The sequence below is a fragment of the Sporosarcina sp. P17b genome (genome assembly GCF_002743115.1).
GTDB lineage: Bacteria > Bacillota > Bacilli > Bacillales_A > Planococcaceae > Sporosarcina > Sporosarcina ureae_C.
The window spans coordinates 355,891-372,628 of record NZ_PDYP01000001.1 but is presented as its reverse complement, the minus strand read 5'-3'; the positions used below and the strand labels follow the sequence as shown (position 1 = coordinate 372,628).

Annotated in this window: 19 protein-coding genes; all 19 read right to left on the bottom strand. The window is 42.4% G+C overall.

What is annotated here, in order from left to right; all coding sequences use genetic code 11:
- Position 1: 1 nt before the first annotated feature.
- The 19 genes from CSV76_RS01870 to CSV76_RS01780 all read right to left on the bottom strand — a co-directional run bounded on the left by CSV76_RS01870 (position 2) and on the right by CSV76_RS01780 (position 16,725).
- The gene (locus CSV76_RS01870; RefSeq protein ID WP_099624578.1) at positions 2-1,264 is read right to left on the bottom strand and encodes a tetratricopeptide repeat protein; all 1,263 of its coding nucleotides are present in this window, start codon (positions 1,262-1,264) and stop codon (positions 2-4) included.
- A 27-nt stretch (positions 1,265-1,291) separates the two neighbouring features.
- Complete coding sequence (gene aroA, locus CSV76_RS01865; protein ID WP_085428812.1) at positions 1,292-2,587, bottom strand: 3-phosphoshikimate 1-carboxyvinyltransferase; 1,296 nt, start codon at positions 2,585-2,587, stop codon at positions 1,292-1,294.
- Between the two features lie 15 nt (positions 2,588-2,602).
- On the bottom strand, positions 2,603-3,715 hold the full coding sequence (locus CSV76_RS01860; RefSeq protein ID WP_099624577.1) for a prephenate dehydrogenase: 1,113 nt from the start codon (positions 3,713-3,715) through the stop codon (positions 2,603-2,605).
- A 15-nt stretch (positions 3,716-3,730) separates the two neighbouring features.
- Positions 3,731-4,819: a histidinol-phosphate transaminase gene (gene hisC, locus CSV76_RS01855; RefSeq protein ID WP_085428810.1), complete on the bottom strand. Its 1,089-nt coding sequence runs from the start codon at positions 4,817-4,819 to the stop codon at positions 3,731-3,733.
- A gap of 29 nt (positions 4,820-4,848) precedes the next feature.
- Positions 4,849-5,214 carry a chorismate mutase gene (gene aroH, locus CSV76_RS01850; protein ID WP_085428809.1) on the bottom strand — a complete coding sequence of 122 codons (366 nt, stop codon included), beginning with the start codon at positions 5,212-5,214 and terminating at the stop codon, positions 4,849-4,851.
- On the bottom strand, positions 5,211-6,317 hold the full coding sequence (gene aroB / locus CSV76_RS01845) for a 3-dehydroquinate synthase (RefSeq protein WP_099624576.1): 1,107 nt from the start codon (positions 6,315-6,317) through the stop codon (positions 5,211-5,213). The genes aroH and aroB overlap by 4 nt, the downstream gene beginning before the upstream one ends.
- Position 6,318: 1 nt before the next feature.
- Positions 6,319-7,500, bottom strand: a complete 1,182-nt coding sequence (gene aroC, locus CSV76_RS01840) for a chorismate synthase (protein ID WP_099624575.1) — start codon at positions 7,498-7,500, stop codon at positions 6,319-6,321.
- Between the two features lie 23 nt (positions 7,501-7,523).
- Complete coding sequence (locus tag CSV76_RS01835; RefSeq protein ID WP_085428806.1) at positions 7,524-8,297, bottom strand: CheR family methyltransferase; 774 nt, start codon at positions 8,295-8,297, stop codon at positions 7,524-7,526.
- A gap of 114 nt (positions 8,298-8,411) precedes the next feature.
- Positions 8,412-8,858, bottom strand: a complete 447-nt coding sequence (gene ndk, locus CSV76_RS01830; protein WP_085428805.1) for a nucleoside-diphosphate kinase — start codon at positions 8,856-8,858, stop codon at positions 8,412-8,414.
- A gap of 90 nt (positions 8,859-8,948) precedes the next feature.
- Complete coding sequence (locus CSV76_RS01825) at positions 8,949-9,923, bottom strand: polyprenyl synthetase family protein (RefSeq protein ID WP_085429114.1); 975 nt, start codon at positions 9,921-9,923, stop codon at positions 8,949-8,951.
- Positions 9,924-9,949: 26 nt separating this feature from the next.
- Positions 9,950-10,645 (bottom strand): demethylmenaquinone methyltransferase, encoded by a 696-nt coding sequence (locus CSV76_RS01820; protein ID WP_085428804.1) that lies wholly within the window; start codon positions 10,643-10,645, stop codon positions 9,950-9,952.
- An 18-nt stretch (positions 10,646-10,663) separates the two neighbouring features.
- Positions 10,664-11,395 (bottom strand): heptaprenyl diphosphate synthase component 1, encoded by a 732-nt coding sequence (locus CSV76_RS01815; protein ID WP_085428803.1) that lies wholly within the window; start codon positions 11,393-11,395, stop codon positions 10,664-10,666.
- Between the two features lie 30 nt (positions 11,396-11,425).
- Positions 11,426-11,647, bottom strand: a complete 222-nt coding sequence (mtrB, locus tag CSV76_RS01810) for a trp RNA-binding attenuation protein MtrB (RefSeq protein ID WP_085428802.1) — start codon at positions 11,645-11,647, stop codon at positions 11,426-11,428.
- Positions 11,648-11,712: 65 nt separating this feature from the next.
- Positions 11,713-12,282: a GTP cyclohydrolase I FolE gene (folE, locus tag CSV76_RS01805; RefSeq protein ID WP_085428801.1), complete on the bottom strand. Its 570-nt coding sequence runs from the start codon at positions 12,280-12,282 to the stop codon at positions 11,713-11,715.
- Positions 12,283-12,459: 177 nt separating this feature from the next.
- A complete protein-coding gene (locus CSV76_RS01800; protein WP_037561579.1) occupies positions 12,460-12,732 on the bottom strand; it encodes an HU family DNA-binding protein in 273 nt (90 codons plus the stop codon).
- A gap of 216 nt (positions 12,733-12,948) precedes the next feature.
- Positions 12,949-14,427, bottom strand: coding sequence for a stage IV sporulation protein A (gene spoIVA, locus CSV76_RS01795; RefSeq protein WP_085428800.1), 1,479 nt, complete (start codon positions 14,425-14,427; stop codon positions 12,949-12,951).
- Positions 14,428-14,767: 340 nt separating this feature from the next.
- Entirely contained in the window at positions 14,768-15,478 is a 711-nt protein-coding gene (locus CSV76_RS01790) for a hypothetical protein (protein WP_099624574.1), read from the bottom strand.
- 3 nt (positions 15,479-15,481) lie between these two features.
- Positions 15,482-15,694: a DUF2768 domain-containing protein gene (locus tag CSV76_RS01785; protein WP_369823268.1), complete on the bottom strand. Its 213-nt coding sequence runs from the start codon at positions 15,692-15,694 to the stop codon at positions 15,482-15,484.
- An 11-nt stretch (positions 15,695-15,705) separates the two neighbouring features.
- On the bottom strand, positions 15,706-16,725 hold the full coding sequence (locus CSV76_RS01780; RefSeq protein WP_085428797.1) for an NAD(P)H-dependent glycerol-3-phosphate dehydrogenase: 1,020 nt from the start codon (positions 16,723-16,725) through the stop codon (positions 15,706-15,708).
- Positions 16,726-16,738: the final 13 nt, after the last annotated feature.

Sequence of the window (16,738 nt, the reverse complement as noted above, 5' to 3'; positions counted from 1 at the left end):
CTTACCCCTCCTCTTCAGATTGCGCGATATATGCTGTCCATTCTTCTTCATGCGGTGCAATTCTAACTAGCTGCTGAATAATCGGCAATGCTTCTTCGCGTTTGCCTTCCTCTAGCAAGAATCGTGCATATTGATCTAAGAAAGCAGCATCTTCGTTCATCCCATCATATGCTTTCAAATACATTTCATTCGCTTTTTTATAATCTTCCTTACGCTCATAGGCATATGCAAGAAAAGCATCGAGTAAAGGAATCTCCAATTGATCTGCTTCTGCGTACAGTAGCAATTCAATTAATGCCTCGTCCTCTTCCTGATTTTCGTAGACTGCAGCAAGCGTTACGAGAGCATCGATATATTCCGGATCCAGTACGAGTGCTTCTTTTAAATGCATTTCTGCTTGTTCAGGCATTTGCAGTTTTAAAGCAGATTTACCTGCAGCGAGTTGTAATTCTTTATCAAATTCATCACGCTCAATACCTTTTTGGAACAGTTCATAGGCTTTGTCATCTTCATTTTGCTGGGCATAACTTTGACCTGCTAGCATATAGGCCGAGAAATAATCTGGATCCATTTCAATTAATTGCTCGAGACGCGTTACGGCTTCCGAATAGCGTGCAGTTTGGTAGTAAGCCAATGCCAATCCGAATAATTCTTCAGGATTTGATGCATTCTCAAGTAATTCCTCATAGAAAGGTATGGCTTCTTCATACGCAGCACCTGCGCTGTAAGCTTCGGCAAGACGTGAAGACAGACGTACGCCCGCAACCTCGTCAGATGACTCGTGAAGCTTCTGATAAATTCTCACCGATTCACTGTATCTTCCTGAGTCCAATAGAAGCTCCGCTTGCGCTAGCTGGATTACCGGTTCATGAGGAGCCAGTTCTGCAGCTTCCCGTACTTTAGCTAATGCTGTTTCGGCAAGGCCAAGCATTTGATAATAATCCGCCTGCGCGAGCAATGCTTGAACATATTCTTCCTCGTCTGGTGAGATATCCGTTAGCAATAATAGCGCTTCATCCTCTTCACTGAGTTCAAGCAAAGCAGCAGCTCGATCTATTTTCAGCTGCGCTTCATCCGGGAACACTACTAGTAGCTCTGAGAATATCCCGTCTGCTTGTCCGACGAATCCATATTCGACTAACATATTCGCGACATCATATAGAGCATCATATTCATTCGCCGCTTGCAGTTTCTGTATTTTATCTTGTAGAGCATCTAAATCTCCGTCGAGTAAAATTTGCTCCAATTCCTGCAGTACATTCATTTCTTCACCTGAGCTTTCTATTCTACTTTATTGATTCACTAGCTCCGATAGATCTTCGAAAAAGTGTGGATAGGAAATAGCAATACAAGATGGATTATCGATTTGAACAGGACTAGACGTAATCAATCCTGCAACGGCTGCCATCATTCCAAGACGGTGGTCACCGTATGATTGCAGTGTAGCTCCCGTTAAAGGTGTCGGTCCTTGTATAATCATTCCATCCGGTGTGGTCTCGATATTCGCTCCGAGTTTCCGCAATTCTGTAGCAACTGCTTCAATACGGTCCGTCTCTTTAACACGAAGTTCTTCCGCGTCTTTGATCACGGTCTTTCCTTCCGCTTGTGTTGCCAACAATGCAAGTACGGGAAGTTCATCGATCAGTCTTGGAATCAATTCGCCACCAATTTCCGTCCCTCGCAGTTTAGAATGTCGGATACGCACAGTACCGTAGCGCTCACCTGTAAACCCTTGTTCATCCGATAGTTCGATCTCTACACCCATCGATTCCAGTACGTCTAGTATACCTGTCCGAGTAGGGTTCAATCCAACTTTTAGAAACGAAACATCACTATTTTCTACTACTGCTGTTGCTACCATGAAAAATGCTGCAGATGAAATATCCCCTGGCACTACAACATCAGTCCCCGTCAGTTGCTGTCCACCTTCTATACGAATCACTTTATCTTGTTGTTCAAGCTCCGCACCAAATTGGACTAGCATACGCTCTGTATGATCACGAGAGACAGCAATTTCAGTAACAGAAGTCGTGCCCTGTGCTTGAAGACCCGCCAGTAAAATGGCAGACTTCACTTGCGCACTGGCAACAGGCATTAAATAGTCGATGGCTTGCAACGTTTTTCCAGTGATAGTCAGAGGCAAATAATCCGCCTTACCTTCACTCGTAATAGTAGCACCCATTTGTTCTAAAGGATCTGTTACACGCTTCATTGGTCGCTTAGACAAATATTGATCTCCACACATTTCAGAAGTAACCGAAGATCCTGATAAAATACCTAGCATTAAACGAGCAGTCGTTCCCGAGTTGCCTGCATCCAATGCCTTAGCAGGTGTCTGCCAATTCGCGATGCCAGGACTTTCAACAGTGACATCTGTTCCGTTACGAGTAATCTTCACACCAAGCTGTTTGAACATTTCAATCGTACTCAGACAATCTTCACCATCCAAAAATCCACTGATAGTCGTTTTGCCTTTTGCAATTGACCCCAACATCACGGCACGGTGGGAAATAGATTTATCTCCAGGTACTTGCAAAGTGCCGCGAAGGACCGGTTTTTCAAATGAAACGGTTTGTTGTTCTGACATTGCGCTCTCCTCCTCTTAAAGTACGTGCATGGAATAATCCGTTTCTGACGTCAACACTTGACGAGCTCGCTTACGTTCAGAAGCTGATTGAAAGCTAATAACCAAAATACCGTACACATCTGTACGTGTTTCGACGATACGTATATTAGTCAAACTAATAGTAGAATCTGCTAGAATTTTAGTGATTTCGGAAATGATACCAGGATGATCGGGTATGTCGATGTGTAAATCAAATGGCATATAAAGCGCCCCTTGAGTTGCACCTTGACTTGTGGAAGGCAATTGATCGCGGTACGTTTTTGCCTGTGCAAAGAAATCAAAAATATGCTCTGGATTATTCTCTTCTAGCATATCGCGGATCGAGTTCATCTCATGAAGCCAACCATCCACTTGTGACAATAATTCTTCTCTATTTTGAATGGTAATATCTCGCCACATGACAGGATCTGCCGAAGCGATACGTGTTAAATCTCTGAAACCACCTGCAGCCAATTTTTTTACGAATGGTTGACCTTCTTCTTGTGCAGCTAAACGGCCGACTAAAGAAGATGCCACAATATGCGGAAAATGGCTAATAATTGCCGTCATGCGATCATGCTCTTCTGCTTGTAGTACAATCAATTTCGCTTTAGTTGAAGACAGCAAATTTTCTATATGCATGATTTGTTCTTCAGTTGTTGTTTCATTAGGGGTGAGAATATAATACGCATTCTCAAAGAGATGCTCCATCGCAGCAGATACACCGCTCTTATGAGAACCCGCCATCGGATGACCACCAATGAAGGTAATTCCTTTATTTTGCAATGCTTTAGCTGCATCCATAATAGGTTTTTTCGTACTGCCTGTATCACTGACAATTGCATGTTCTTTAAAGTCCCACTCTACCGCTTCTTCAAAAAGAGCCACTGTCGTGTTAACAGGCGTCGCAAAAACAACAAAGTCAGCCTGTTCACAGGCTGATTTTGCGGAAGGTGCAACCGTATCGATGATTCCTCTTCGAAATGCTTCATCAGCAGTAGCGTAAGAACGGTCAAAACCTATAATATGAACTTCTGGATTTCGCTTTAATGCTAGACCAAGGGATCCACCGATCAACCCGAGTCCGATAATACTTACAGTCGTTTTCATTGTCATCTATCCTTACTAGTTAGTTAATAATTGATCAAATGCTTTGAATAAACCTGTATTTTGCTCATGCGTTCCAATTGTCACGCGAACAAATCCTGGTGTGCCCAGCAGATTTCCGCTGCGGACAATATATCCGTTTTGTAATAACACTTCGCATGCTTCATCTGCATCTCCAGGTACAGCGATTAATACAAAATTAGTAGCCGAAGGATAGATTGCTAATGAATGCTGTTTTGCATACTCCTCATAACGTTTTCGTTCTTCCGCATTGTGGGTCACGCAATGTTGAAGAAACTCCTGATCTTCAAGCGCAACTTCCGCTACCGCGAGCGCCAATGAGCTGTTGTTGAAAGGATTTCGTACTTTATTGAGTTCTGATACTACATCCGCGTTCGTCACACCGTATCCAATGCGGAAACTTGCTAGTCCATATGCTTTAGAGAAAGTACGAAGAATAATTAAGTTATCGTAGTCATGAATCCACTTCATTGCGTCTTCCTGTGAAGAATCCGTAACAAATTCAAAGTACGCTTCATCAAGAACGATAAGAGCTGTCTTAGGCGCTTGATCCAAGAAATTTTTCACCGCTGTACTCGACAAAAGATTTCCTGTCGGGTTGTTTGGGTTACAAATCCAGATGACTGCTGTTTCTTCATCCGCAACTTTTAAAAAGCCTTCTAGATCGTGGTCGCCATTTTCAAGCATGGCCACTTCACGAATTTCCGCTCCCTCAATTTTTGCATTATGTGCATATTGAGGAAACGTTATGGAAGCCATCACTGTATTCGTACCCGGTTGCAGTAAGGCACGTGAAATGATAGTAACAATTTCATCTGAACCGTTTCCGAAAAGAATTTCATTCGATTCAACTTGATGGAATTCCGCTAGCTTTCCACGTAAACCTGCTGTGTATACATCTGGGTATATTTCAAATTGGGCTGCTTTTGAACGTAAATACTCTGCGACTTTCGGTGATGAACCATAAGGGTTTTCATTTGAAGCGAGCTTATTTACTTCTTGCAAGCCGTATGTATGTTTTACACCTTCTAGTGAACGGCCTGGGGTATAAGGTTTCATCGTACGTAAAATTGGTTTCCACTTCATGGGATGGCTCCTCCTTTACTTTCGTTGATTTATTTTTGTAGATCAGGTCGTAATTGAATTGCCTTATTTTGATAGATATGTTGTATTTCATTTTGTTTTTTTGATGTATTTACATTCATCATGACGCGTATACACATACGCATAGAGCCTGGTACATCGATCTCATGTGTACACATAACCGGCACATACGTCCAGCCTTCAATTGAGCGGATTGCTTTTGCTGGGAATGCTGCTTTGACATCCACTGTCGTTGAAACAATGACCGAAACGATATCTTCGGGTTTAAATTGATTCGCCTCTGCCATTTCGAGTACAAGAGACTCTGTCGCTTGTAACACTTCTTGCGCGTTATCAGTTTCCACAGTTGTGGCGCCTCTAATTCCTCTTACACTCATACGATCCCCTCGCTTTCCAATTTCTCTTTGAACTCCATAAATGCTTTCTGACACTCTTCTGCACTAATTTCCTTCACAAACGGTTCACCAATCTTTTGCAGTAACACAAAATTCATCTTACCAAATGAAGCTTTTTTATCCTTTTGCATATAGGATAATAACTCTTCGAAACTATAAGAGAATACCGGTCCGAATGTATAACCGTTACGGTTAGCAAAGTGAAGATAACGATTAGTAAACCCTTCAGGAATATCACCATATTTTTCACTTAGCAAGAAAGCATATCCCATACCGATCATGACACATTCTCCATGACTGAGAGCGCCGAATCCTGATGCCGCTTCTACTGCATGACCAAATGTATGACCGAAATTTAGAAACTTACGAGTAGAACCTTCAAACTCGTCTTGTCCTACAATAACGGCTTTCACTTGGATGCCTTGTAATAATTCTTTTTCAAGCCACTCGATGGATGGAGTAGAGAACTCCTTCTTTTCCAATAATTGCTCTGTCCAATGCGCATCCGAAATAAAGGCGTGTTTGACTAATTCCGCTAGTCCTGAACGCATTTCGGAAGCCGGCAACGTGTTAAATACATCCGTATCAAATAATACCGCTGAAGGCTGGTGGAATGAACCGACCATGTTCTTCCCTTCCGGCATATTGATGGCTGTCTTGCCACCGACTGCACTATCATGCGCAAGAACAGTTGTAGGGCATTGAATGAAGCGAATTCCACGCATAAATGTAGCTGCCACAAATCCTGTCAGATCTCCGCATGCTCCACCGCCGAAAGCGATGAGAAGTGAATTACGTGTAAAACCTTCAGTCAGTAAGAAAGACTGACACTCTACGTAAACTTCTGGCATTTTACACTTCTCGCCGCCAGGCACAATTTTCACCGATACCTCGCGACCGGAACGTAGTAGAGCTTCTTGTAATAAAGGAAGATGTAACTCCGCAACATGCGCATCGGCAATGATACCAATTTTATCTGTCGAACTAAGTAACTCTGCATATTCAGTCGAAAATAAATCATATGTTTTCGAACCTATATAGACGTCGTATCGATGATCGCGGACGGAAACCGTTAACTTATCCATCTTAAAACTCCTTTACATATTGTCTATATTGTTCAATATCCTTCTGTAGACCGTCCATTGTATCCGAACGGAATTCCTCCATGATAGCTTTTGCCATTTCAGTTGCGATGACATGCTCAGCTACAACGGATGCGGCAGGAACCGCACAAGGATCAGATCGCTCAATTGTCGCAACGAAGGCTTCTTTCGTATCGATATCTACGCTTTCGAGTGGCTTATAAAGCGTCGGAATTGGTTTCATTACACCGCGAACTACGATTGGCATACCTGTCGTCATTCCACCTTCAAGTCCACCTAAACGATTGGATTTACGGTAATAGCCTTGATCTGCATTCCATGCGATTTCATCATGCACTTCACTGCCTGGCATTTTCGCCATATCAAATCCAAGACCTACTTCCACACCTTTAAATGCGTTGATGCTCATCATAGCTCCAGCAAGTTTGCCGTCCATTTTACGATCAAACTGTACATAACTACCGATTCCTGGAGGGCATCCTTCGATGATCACTTCCACTACGCCGCCCAGTGTATCGCCGCGTTTTTTAATCGCATCTATCGCTTCTGTCATTTTGGCTGACGCATCTTGATCCGCACAGTATACTGCATCTTCTTCTACGATGGCACGAAGTTCATCTATGGATAAATCTGCATAAGCAGCAGGATTTGTTTGAACGCCACCAATTTCTGTTACATGCGCTACAGTTTCGATACCGAGCTGACGCAAGAATTGCTTCGCAACTGCTCCGATTGCTACACGCATCGTTGTCTCACGTGCCGACGAACGTTCAAGGACATTTCGCAAATCACGGTGACCATATTTCATGCCACCTACAAGATCTGCGTGCCCAGGACGTGGACGAGTGATCTGACGCTTCACATCTTCAGGATTCATATCTTCGGGAAGTGGTTCTACGCCCATAATACCAGTCCAATGCTTCCAATCATCGTTAACAACCGTCAGCGTGACCGGTGAGCCTATTGTTTTACCATGGCGTACACCAGAAGAGATTTCCACAAGGTCCTTCTCTATTTGCATTCTACGACCTCTACCGTGTCCACCTTGTCTTCTCTTTAATTCTTTATTGATCATTTCAGCCGTTAGTTCCATCTGTGCAGGTAATCCTTCAATGATGGCTGTAAGTTTTGGGCCGTGTGATTCTCCAGCTGTTATAAAGCGCATATTCGATTCCTCCGTAACGTGGATTATTGTTTTTTTCTATAAAAGAATGTATCTACTGATTCAAAATTGTATTTTTCAGGATTGAAGATCTGTTCTGTACTTCCGACGAACAGAATCCCCCCTGGCTTTAATGCTTTGGAGAAGTTGGAATAGATTTGGTCTTTCGCCTCTTCCGTGAAATAGATCATCACATTACGGCATACGATCAAGTCATAGTTTGTATCATAGCGATCTTCAAGCAAGTTTTGTTGTTTGAACGTAACTGTTTTCTTAATATCATCTACAACTTGATAAGATGCGCCTTCTTTTATGAAATATTTATCAATGATTGGCTTGGGGACTTCTTTTAATGCACGTTCATTGTATAGGCCAACTTTCGCACGATTCAACACGCCCAGATCAAGATCCGTCGCGTGGATGGAGATATCACGCAATGGAACATGTGAGGACAGAACCATCGCAAGTGAATAAGGCTCTTCTCCCGTAGAACAAGCGGCACTCCAAATTTTCAAGCGCTTATTTTTCTCTAATAATTGCGGGAAAATCTTCTTCTCTAAGACATTCCAACGAACGGCATTGCGGTAAAATTCTGACACATTAATCGTCATTCGGTCAAGGAATTCTTCCAATAAGTCTTTGTCTGTTTGAATAGCTTGAGAGTAATCTTTAAAATTACGGAAGCCTTTTTTTTCATACAAAGAAGTGAGTCTTCTCTTCATTTGAGCTTCTTTATATAAAGATAAATCGATCCCGGTCTTCTTCTTTACGCCTTGAATTAATATCGAATAATCAGACATCTCATGACCCCCTGTTGCCTTTTCTTTCTATGTACGTTCTCATTATAGCGGAAAAAGTATATCGTATGTATAAGAAAAACAGCCACGCGAAATTCGCTCGGCTGTTTTTGGCAATTAATTAATCCAGTTGTTCACTGTTTTGTCATAAGTCACAAGCTCTTCTTCTTTAAAGAACAAGTTGATCTCGCGGCTTGCTGACTCAGTTGAGTCTGAACCATGAATGATATTCTTGCCTACTGTTACAGCGAAATCTCCGCGGATCGTTCCTGGAGCTGATTCTTTCGGATTTGTAGCACCCGTCATTAAGCGTGAAGTAGAGATTACGTTCTCGCCTTCCCATACCATTGCGAAAACTGGTCCAGAAGTGATGAATTCTACAAGCTCTCCGAAGAATGGACGTTCTTTGTGCTCTCCGTAATGCTGTTCAGCAAGTTCTTGAGAAATGTTCATTAATTTCCCGCCAACTAATTGGAATCCTTTACTTTCGAAACGACCAACAATTTCACCAATTAGGTTACGTTGTACGCCGTCAGGCTTTACCATTAAAAATGTTCTTTCCATCTCTAAAACACTCCTTCAATCATGTATAGGGAATATCCCTTTTAAATCGTAACATTGACGCCTTTTTCTTTCAACTATTAACAAACATCGTCAATATTTTCGTTGTCCGATGAAATCAGCGATTTGAATCAATGCTTTCTTCGATTTGCTATTCGGTAGACTTTCCAATTCCTTCAACGCTTTGATCAAATACAAATCACTCACATGCTGTGCTTTGTCGATCGCACCACTTTGTCGAATATAACGAAGCATCGCTTGTCTATCTGACTCTTCCATCTCACCGGTAAACGCACGTTCCATAAAGGGTTTGAATTGTTCATCATCTTTTATGTATAAAACCGGCAAAGTAATATGACCATTCAATAAATCGCTTCCGGCTGGTTTTCCAAGCTCCGCATCTGTTGAAGTAATGTCCAGGATATCATCAATAATTTGAAATGCCATCCCTGTGAAATAGCCATAACGCTTCAATTTCCGAACAGTTTCTGCATCTGCATCCGAACTTAATGCGCCAAGTTCACAGCTTGAAGAAAGCAATAAAGCCGTCTTACGCTTAATACGCTTTAAATAATCACGTAATCCTTGATCGGTTTGTTGCTGGAAATCAATTTGAATGATTTCCCCTTTGCATATCTCAAGCATTGTCTCTGCCAAAATTTGATGGACAGAAGCTTTTTCGATATTGCCTATAGATGTCAGCGCACGTGAAAAGATGAAATCGCCTGCATACATCGCTACCCTGTTGTTCCACTTCGCTTTAACAGTTTCTAATCCGCGCCGCATATCAGAATCATCGATTACGTCATCATGGACAAGAGACGCCATGTGAATTAATTCTAGTGATACAGCGACCTTTGCAGCATTTTCCATCGAATAGTTACCAGACTGTGCAGCCAAAATCACAAAAATCGGCCGAATCCTCTTTCCACCCGCTTTCAATAAATGCAAAGAAGCTTGACGAACAATGGGAGAAGAAGATTGCACGGAACGCTCAAGTTCTTTTTCAATATAGGACATGTCTTTGCGGAAATCCGTATAAAGCGACATCAACTTAATTTTCTCCAAACCCATTACCTTCTCCCGTGTACTCATTATTTGTAACCGATATGGCCCGCCGCCGCACCGCCACTGTAAGACTTATAAGAAACCTCTTGATATCCTGCATCGACAAAAAGTTGCGCCAACTCTTTCATGCCTGGGAAATCATTTGCAGATTCTTGTAGCCAAGAATATTCTTTATAGCTCTTCGCGAAGAGTTTACCGAATAACGGCATAATATATTTGAAATAGAAACGGAAACCTTGACGATAGACAGGTATTTTGGGTTGAGATGTTTCCAAACATACTGCCATACCACCCGGTTTTAAAACACGTCGCATTTCTTTTAATACAGTTAAGTAATCCGGAACGTTTCGTAGACCAAAACCTATAGTCACATAATCGAATGAATGATCCGGGAAAGGAAGAGACATGGCATTACCTTGAATCAATGTTAGATTCGGATAAGGTGCTACTTTATCTCTACCGGAATCCAGCATGTTCGCACTGAAGTCCAATCCAACAATTTCGCCAGTAGGTCCAGCCGCCTCGGCTAATGCTACGGTCCAGTCTGCTGTACCGCAACAAACGTCAAGTGCTTTCGCTCCAGGCTGTACATTCATGCGCACCATGATATCATTTCGCCACTTAATATGTTGATTGAAACTGATCACGGAATTCATTTTATCATAGTCTGTCGAAATTTTTTCAAAGACGTTATGAACTTTTTCTTCTTTTGAGACCGCCACAGTTCGTCCCTTCTTTCTTCACTTCAGTTTACTTTCTTGTTCGTTCGTCATTTTTTGCAACTCTTCCACTAATTCAGTATGTAAATAAAAACTGTTTTCTAATCTATCCTTCAGCTGTTGCTGCAATTGATCGATCCAGTCTTGCGTGTCACTCGTATTTGGCACTAAATGCGGAAATTTCATCCGATTTAAATCATGCTGTTTACTGTCAAGCAACCATAGGAATGGAACAAGCGTCTCGATGATGTGTGTGTACCGCGTAAAGCCAAATGTGTCGAAGAATTCTACAATACACGCGCTTTCCACTTCAGTAATTAACTGTAATCGCTCTTCGAGTGTTGTTGGCGGAGTTTGTAACAATGTCGTCTTGCATTCATTGACTCTACCGATTGCTGCAGACAAGGAACGAATGAGATGGAAATTCGGAATCGATGCCAATAGCTTGTAATGGATACCACTGAAGTGATCACCGGCGAGAACCATCAATTGCTGTTCTTTGGATGATGCATCTGCGATATCAATTTGGTCATGAACGTCAAATGCCGTATGGATGGCACCAATCGCCAAAGCTGCGGTCTGCATCTCGTCCGTCCACTGCTCTCCATTGAGCAAAGGCAATAGGAGCAACGCTGCTTTTCGCCTGTCAATCGATGCACGCCCTGCATCTCGTTCGACCACTGGCTGGTAAATAGCGCGTCGCAAATCATATATATAATTGTCGACTTGGTCAGTGAATCCTTTTGTCTCCATCAGTAAGCTCCATTCCCGTAAACTATACGGTCATTCTTTTTCTTCGCTTGAAACTACGCCATGAGCTGTATGAATTTCAGCTTCTCCCCGAATCTTTATAGCGGATGTATGCTCGGTAAACTGCGCGATCATGACTTCTCCTCTATCTAATTTTTCGGTATGGTGAAACTTTGTGTCATTGCCTCTAGTGAGTCCAATGACATTCACTCCATCTTTTTTAGCTTTAATAATTAGATAATCCGGTTGTGTCATGTTCGCATCTCCAGTCTATATATAATTCTAATGATAGCATATACAGCAAGTGCTCGGCAAAGACCTTAGTTTGTTCTAATAAGAGATAAAATTTCAGCCCGTTTGACGTCATCGTGTTCATAGATTCCTCTAGCGACTGTCGTGATAGTTTTCGCTCCAGGCTTCTTGATTCCTCTCATTGTCATGCACATATGTTCCGCTTCAATAATGATATAGACACCATGCGGATTCAGTTTTTCCATCATAGCATCTGCCACGCTCGATGTAATGCGTTCTTGCAATTGCGGACGACGTGCTGCCGTTTCAACCGCTCTAGCTAATTTACTTAAGCCAGCGACCACTCCATTACGTGGAATATATGCTACATGGGCTACACCGAAAAATGGCACTAAGTGATGCTCGCACATAGAATAAAATGGTATATCTTTCACTAATACGACTTCATCATGATTTTCATGAAATACCGTATCAAAATAATCTCTTGGATCTTTATTTAGACCTTCAAAAACTTCTTGGTACATTTTCGCTACACGTTTCGGCGTTTCAACTAATCCTTCACGAGCCGGATCTTCACCGATCGCTTCCAAGATCATCGTAACTGCCTGCTCTAATTTATTTACATCTTGCTCTTTCATAACAGCATGTCCTCCTTGTAGGAACAAAACCTATTTCACCAAAATACTAGCACATTCCAATCATTCCGTATAGTGACTTGTACTTCCTTATGTATTCCATAAAAAAATGGAAAGGAGTCCATCCATAGCCATCTGATTGACAGATTTGCTGGACGGACTCCTATGTAAAATCTCGAATTATTTTACTGCGTCTTTTAGTGCTTTACCTGCTTTGAAAGCTGGAACTTTACTTGCAGCGATTTCGATTTCTTCACCTGATTGTGGGTTACGTCCTTTACGTGCAGCACGTTCGCGCACTTCAAAGTTTCCGAAACCAATCAATTGAACTTTATCACCGTTAGCAAGAGTTGATTGAATTGTATCGAATACAGCTTCAACAGCTTTAGTTGCGTCTTTTTTTGTTAGACCTGCCGCTTCTGCTACAGAGTTAATTAATTCTGTTTTATTCACACCGTTCACCTCCTCTCAAAGGGGATGCTATTGCTGTTAACACTGTAAAAAGAGTAACATAAGAAAAACTGAGGTGCAACAATATTATCGCGCTTTTCCTTTATTCTCGGCATTTCAAGCGATTTTCATGGAAAAGCATAGAAAAAAGACCCGTTTTTGACGGATCTTTCTTCACTTCACACTATACTATTTATGCTTTTTTTCAGCTATTTTAGCTTAAACAATAAAAGTAATCATACCTTTATTTCCATCATTAACCATTTGTTCAATTGTTTCACGCAATCTTTTTCTCGCTCGATCTGGAACCGCTGCAGTCTTATATCGGATACTTTCTTTCATAACTTCATGAAGTGGTGTACCGAATAACTGCGTTTCCCACAGCGCTTCTCGATCATGTAAAAAGGCATTTTTTAATTCTTTTAACAAGTGATGACTGTGGAATTCAGAACCGATCAATGGAGCAAATTCTGCTTCCATATCGATTCGAATAATATGAAGCGACGGTGCTTTTGCTTTCATCTTTACACCATAAAACGTATCTTGTTTAATTAATTCAGGAGCAGTCGGCTGGAAATCTTCGATCGATGGCAACGCAACACCATACCCCGACTTTTTCGCTGTATCGATCGCTTCAGCATACATATCATAAGATTTTTTCGCTTTCACGGCTTCTTGAATAAATACGAGCCAATCTTTCTTAGAACGCATTTCTGTCCCCATAAACTCTTCACAGACATTAACGAAGGCTTGCTCATCCATATCAATTTTCACGATCGCTCGGCCTTTACCCGCATCCACTTCTATTACTTCTGCTTGCCTAATAAACTCCTCTTCTTGCAATAACTCTGCAATCTCCTGGACTTTACGAATCTTCGAGACGCCGAGGAACCCGTCTGTGATCAACTGATCGATACGTGAATTCAGTTTATGACTATCTCCTAGCTCTTCCATCCAATCCGGGCGTTGTAGTTCGATATCCGTAATCGGGAATTCATACAGCGCCTCTTTAAGAATTAACTGGATCTCTGCTGCATTGAGCTGATCCGCACTGATTGCAATGACTGGAACTCCATACTTTTCATGCAATTGATGTTTTAGTTCCAATGCTTTTTCATGAGCAGGCATTTTAGAGTTCAACACAATGACAAATGGTTTACCGATCTCTTGTAGTTTTGCAACAATTTCTTTCTCCGCCACTTCAGCAGCAGCCCGTGAAATATTATTCACCGTACCGTCTGTTGTCAGCAAGATACCAATTGTTGAATGATCACGAATGACCTTGTCCGTTCCGATCCGTGCTGCTTCTTGGAACGGGATGGGTTCGTTATGCCAAGGTGTATGGACATATTTCGGTCCGTCCTCGTCTTCATATCCTTTCACGCCATCAATGACGTAACCTACACAGTCTGCTAGGCGAATTTGGAATTCTAGTTCGCCATCCCCGATTGAAACACTTGTTCCTTGGGCAGGTACGAATTTAGGTTCTGCAGTCATAATTACGGGACCTGGTGAACTTTGGGGAAGTTCGTCTTGTGCTCGTATTCGATCATTGGCATCCGTCATGTTAGGAATTACGACTTCCTCCATGACTCGTTTGACAAAAGTGGATTTCCCTACTCGAACAGGGCCTACCACACCTATATAAATGTCGCCGTCTGTTCTTCTAGCTAAGTTTTCGTATAGTTCTTCTTTCATCATTAGCCCTCCTTTTTCTCCGCATTGTAGCTTATGAAATAGAAAACCGTTTCATGCATGATTGCATGAAACGGTTTTTAGGTAATGGTGCTAATTTAGTTAATAAACTTTGTAACGGTTCGGGATTGGTACTCCAGATGGGAACGCTTTCCGGAGGGCGTGGCTTGAGCCTCCTCGTCCGCTTCGCTCCCTGCGGGGTCTCAAGGCGCACGCTGATCCTCCCGGAGTCGTCCCATCTTCCGTACCAATCCTAGTTATATTTTGGTGACAGATTGTATTACTCCCTGAATATGTAAAGTTCAAAAGCGAATACATGAGATCACCTGCAAGTTAGAGTAGGTTATTTCTTCATAAACACAGGTTCGTTGTTTTCGTCTACTGTGTAGGGCAAGGAGTATGCCGGGAGGACTAGGGAGTCTTCGTATAGTAGATAACGGATGTCTGTGCCTGGTTCTATTTTCGGCTTTTTCTCCATCAAGATCTTGTTAAGGTCGATGGAGTAGTCTACGTAGAAGTTTCCGTCACCGCCTACTACGATGGGTAGGTGCGCATCGGAGTACGGACTTTGGACTGTTAGTGGTTCTTTGAAGCCCATTTTCTTAAAGTCTACTGCATAGACATTGTCCCCGACTGGATCCAAGAATGGTAGTTCTCCACTGATAAATTTGCGCAAATTTATGTCGCGCAGTTTTTCAGTAGTCCGCAAGTCGACTAGTTTAACAGTCGGATTTTCTTCTACATCCATGAGAACGTATTGGAAAATGCCACCGTTTTCGAATGCGTTGGACGGAATCTTTTCAGTGAAGTCTGGAACGATTTTCGAGAACTCGATAGGATATTTGATAAATTGATCGGTTTCTTGATCGCGTGTTTTGATGGGTAATAGACCACCCGTTTGTTCTTGGTAGCGCTCAACAGCCTTCTGGATTGTTTCTTGCTGATCAGGGTACGGTGTTTCGCTTGCTTGCTTCTCTTCTGGTGGACGACCGCCACAAGCCGACAGTAATAATCCACAGATCATAACTGACAGTATAAGTAATCGTTTATTCATACGTTACGCCCCTCCAGTCGGTCCGTTGAATACCAAATAGACCATTGCGAAGAACGATGTAATTAATAGTGTATAGGCAATAATCGCAAATAAGATTTGTAGTGCACGGTTTTTTATTTTATAACGACTTAAATAGATCAAGCCCATTGAAACAACCATGAATCCCATTGCGTAAAAAGATAGCCACATTTTATCTAACGAGGACAAAATTGTCACCCTCCTACTGTTTAGATACCGAAAAATGTATCGATTTCTTGTTTCTTTCCACGGTTCATTAATTCATCTACTGCTTGTTTAGGTGGGATGTTGCCGAATAATATAGAATACAGTGCTTCAGTTAGCGGCATATTGACGCCAAACTGTTCAGCCAACTGATAGGCAGCCTTCGTAGTACGAACGCCTTCTATGACCATTCCCATTTCTTCAGTCACTCTTTCAAGAGTTTGACCTTTTCCAAGTAAGTTTCCGGCTCTCCAGTTCCTTGAGTGTACGCTTGTACATGTAACGACCAAGTCCCCAAGTCCCGTTAAACCTGAAAACGTTTGTTGATCTGCGCCCATTTTGACGCCAAGCCGTGTAATTTCTGCTAGACCTCTCGTAATCAGTGCCGCTTTTGCATTATCACCGTAACCTAGACCATCAGAAATACCGGCAGCCAAAGCGATGACATTTTTCAATGCACCACCAAGCTCCACGCCGATGACATCTTTATTCGTATAGACACGGAAATAATTGCTCATGAATAAATCCTGCACCCGCTCTGCTGCTTCCATGTTGCTCGAAGCCGCTGCTACGGTTGTAGGGTGTCGAAGTACTACTTCTTCCGCGTGGCTAGGTCCAGACAACACGACAATGGCCTCACGCAGCTCTTCGTCTATTTCATCCGCAATGATTTCGGAAATCCGTTCCAATGTATTGGGATCGATTCCTTTGGAGACATGAACAAACACAGCCGGTTCGGTCAGTGATTCTTGTATACGACGGCACGTCTCACGCATCGCAACTGTCGGTACAGCCAGCACAATGGTTTGCGCATGCTGTACCGCCGTTTGTAGGTCACTAGTAGAGTTAAGGTTTTCGGGCAGATTCACCTGAGGTAAGTATTGGTTGTTTGTATGCTGACTATTGATTTCATCCGCTTGCTCTGCACGTCTTGTCCAAATTAAGCTGTCATGTCCATTTTCAGCCAGCACAAAAGCAAGTGCCGTTCCCCAACTGCCTGCACCGATTATAGAGACTTTTTCCATTACCTCCGCCCTT

Coding starts and splice junctions, on each gene's coding strand:
- CSV76_RS01870 (WP_099624578.1), bottom strand. CDS start 1,264: ATGAATGTACTGCAGGAATTGGAGCAAATTTTACTCGACGGAGATTTA.
- aroA (WP_085428812.1), bottom strand. CDS start 2,587: ATGTCAGAACAACAAACCGTTTCATTTGAAAAACCGGTCCTTCGCGGC.
- CSV76_RS01860 (WP_099624577.1), bottom strand. CDS start 3,715: ATGAAAACGACTGTAAGTATTATCGGACTCGGGTTGATCGGTGGATCC.
- hisC (WP_085428810.1), bottom strand. CDS start 4,819: ATGAAGTGGAAACCAATTTTACGTACGATGAAACCTTATACCCCAGGC.
- aroH (WP_085428809.1), bottom strand. CDS start 5,214: ATGAGTGTAAGAGGAATTAGAGGCGCCACAACTGTGGAAACTGATAAC.
- aroB (WP_099624576.1), bottom strand. CDS start 6,317: ATGGATAAGTTAACGGTTTCCGTCCGCGATCATCGATACGACGTCTAT.
- aroC (WP_099624575.1), bottom strand. CDS start 7,500: ATGCGCTTTATAACAGCTGGAGAATCACACGGCCCAAAACTTACAGCC.
- CSV76_RS01835 (WP_085428806.1), bottom strand. CDS start 8,297: ATGTCTGATTATTCGATATTAATTCAAGGCGTAAAGAAGAAGACCGGG.
- ndk (WP_085428805.1), bottom strand. CDS start 8,858: ATGGAAAGAACATTTTTAATGGTAAAGCCTGACGGCGTACAACGTAAC.
- CSV76_RS01815 (WP_085428803.1), bottom strand. CDS start 11,395: ATGGAGACAAAAGGATTCACTGACCAAGTCGACAATTATATATATGAT.
- mtrB (WP_085428802.1), bottom strand. CDS start 11,647: ATGACACAACCGGATTATCTAATTATTAAAGCTAAAAAAGATGGAGTG.
- folE (WP_085428801.1), bottom strand. CDS start 12,282: ATGAAAGAGCAAGATGTAAATAAATTAGAGCAGGCAGTTACGATGATC.
- spoIVA (WP_085428800.1), bottom strand. CDS start 14,427: ATGAAAGAAGAACTATACGAAAACTTAGCTAGAAGAACAGACGGCGAC.
- CSV76_RS01790 (WP_099624574.1), bottom strand. CDS start 15,478: ATGAATAAACGATTACTTATACTGTCAGTTATGATCTGTGGATTATTA.
- CSV76_RS01780 (WP_085428797.1), bottom strand. CDS start 16,725: ATGGAAAAAGTCTCTATAATCGGTGCAGGCAGTTGGGGAACGGCACTT.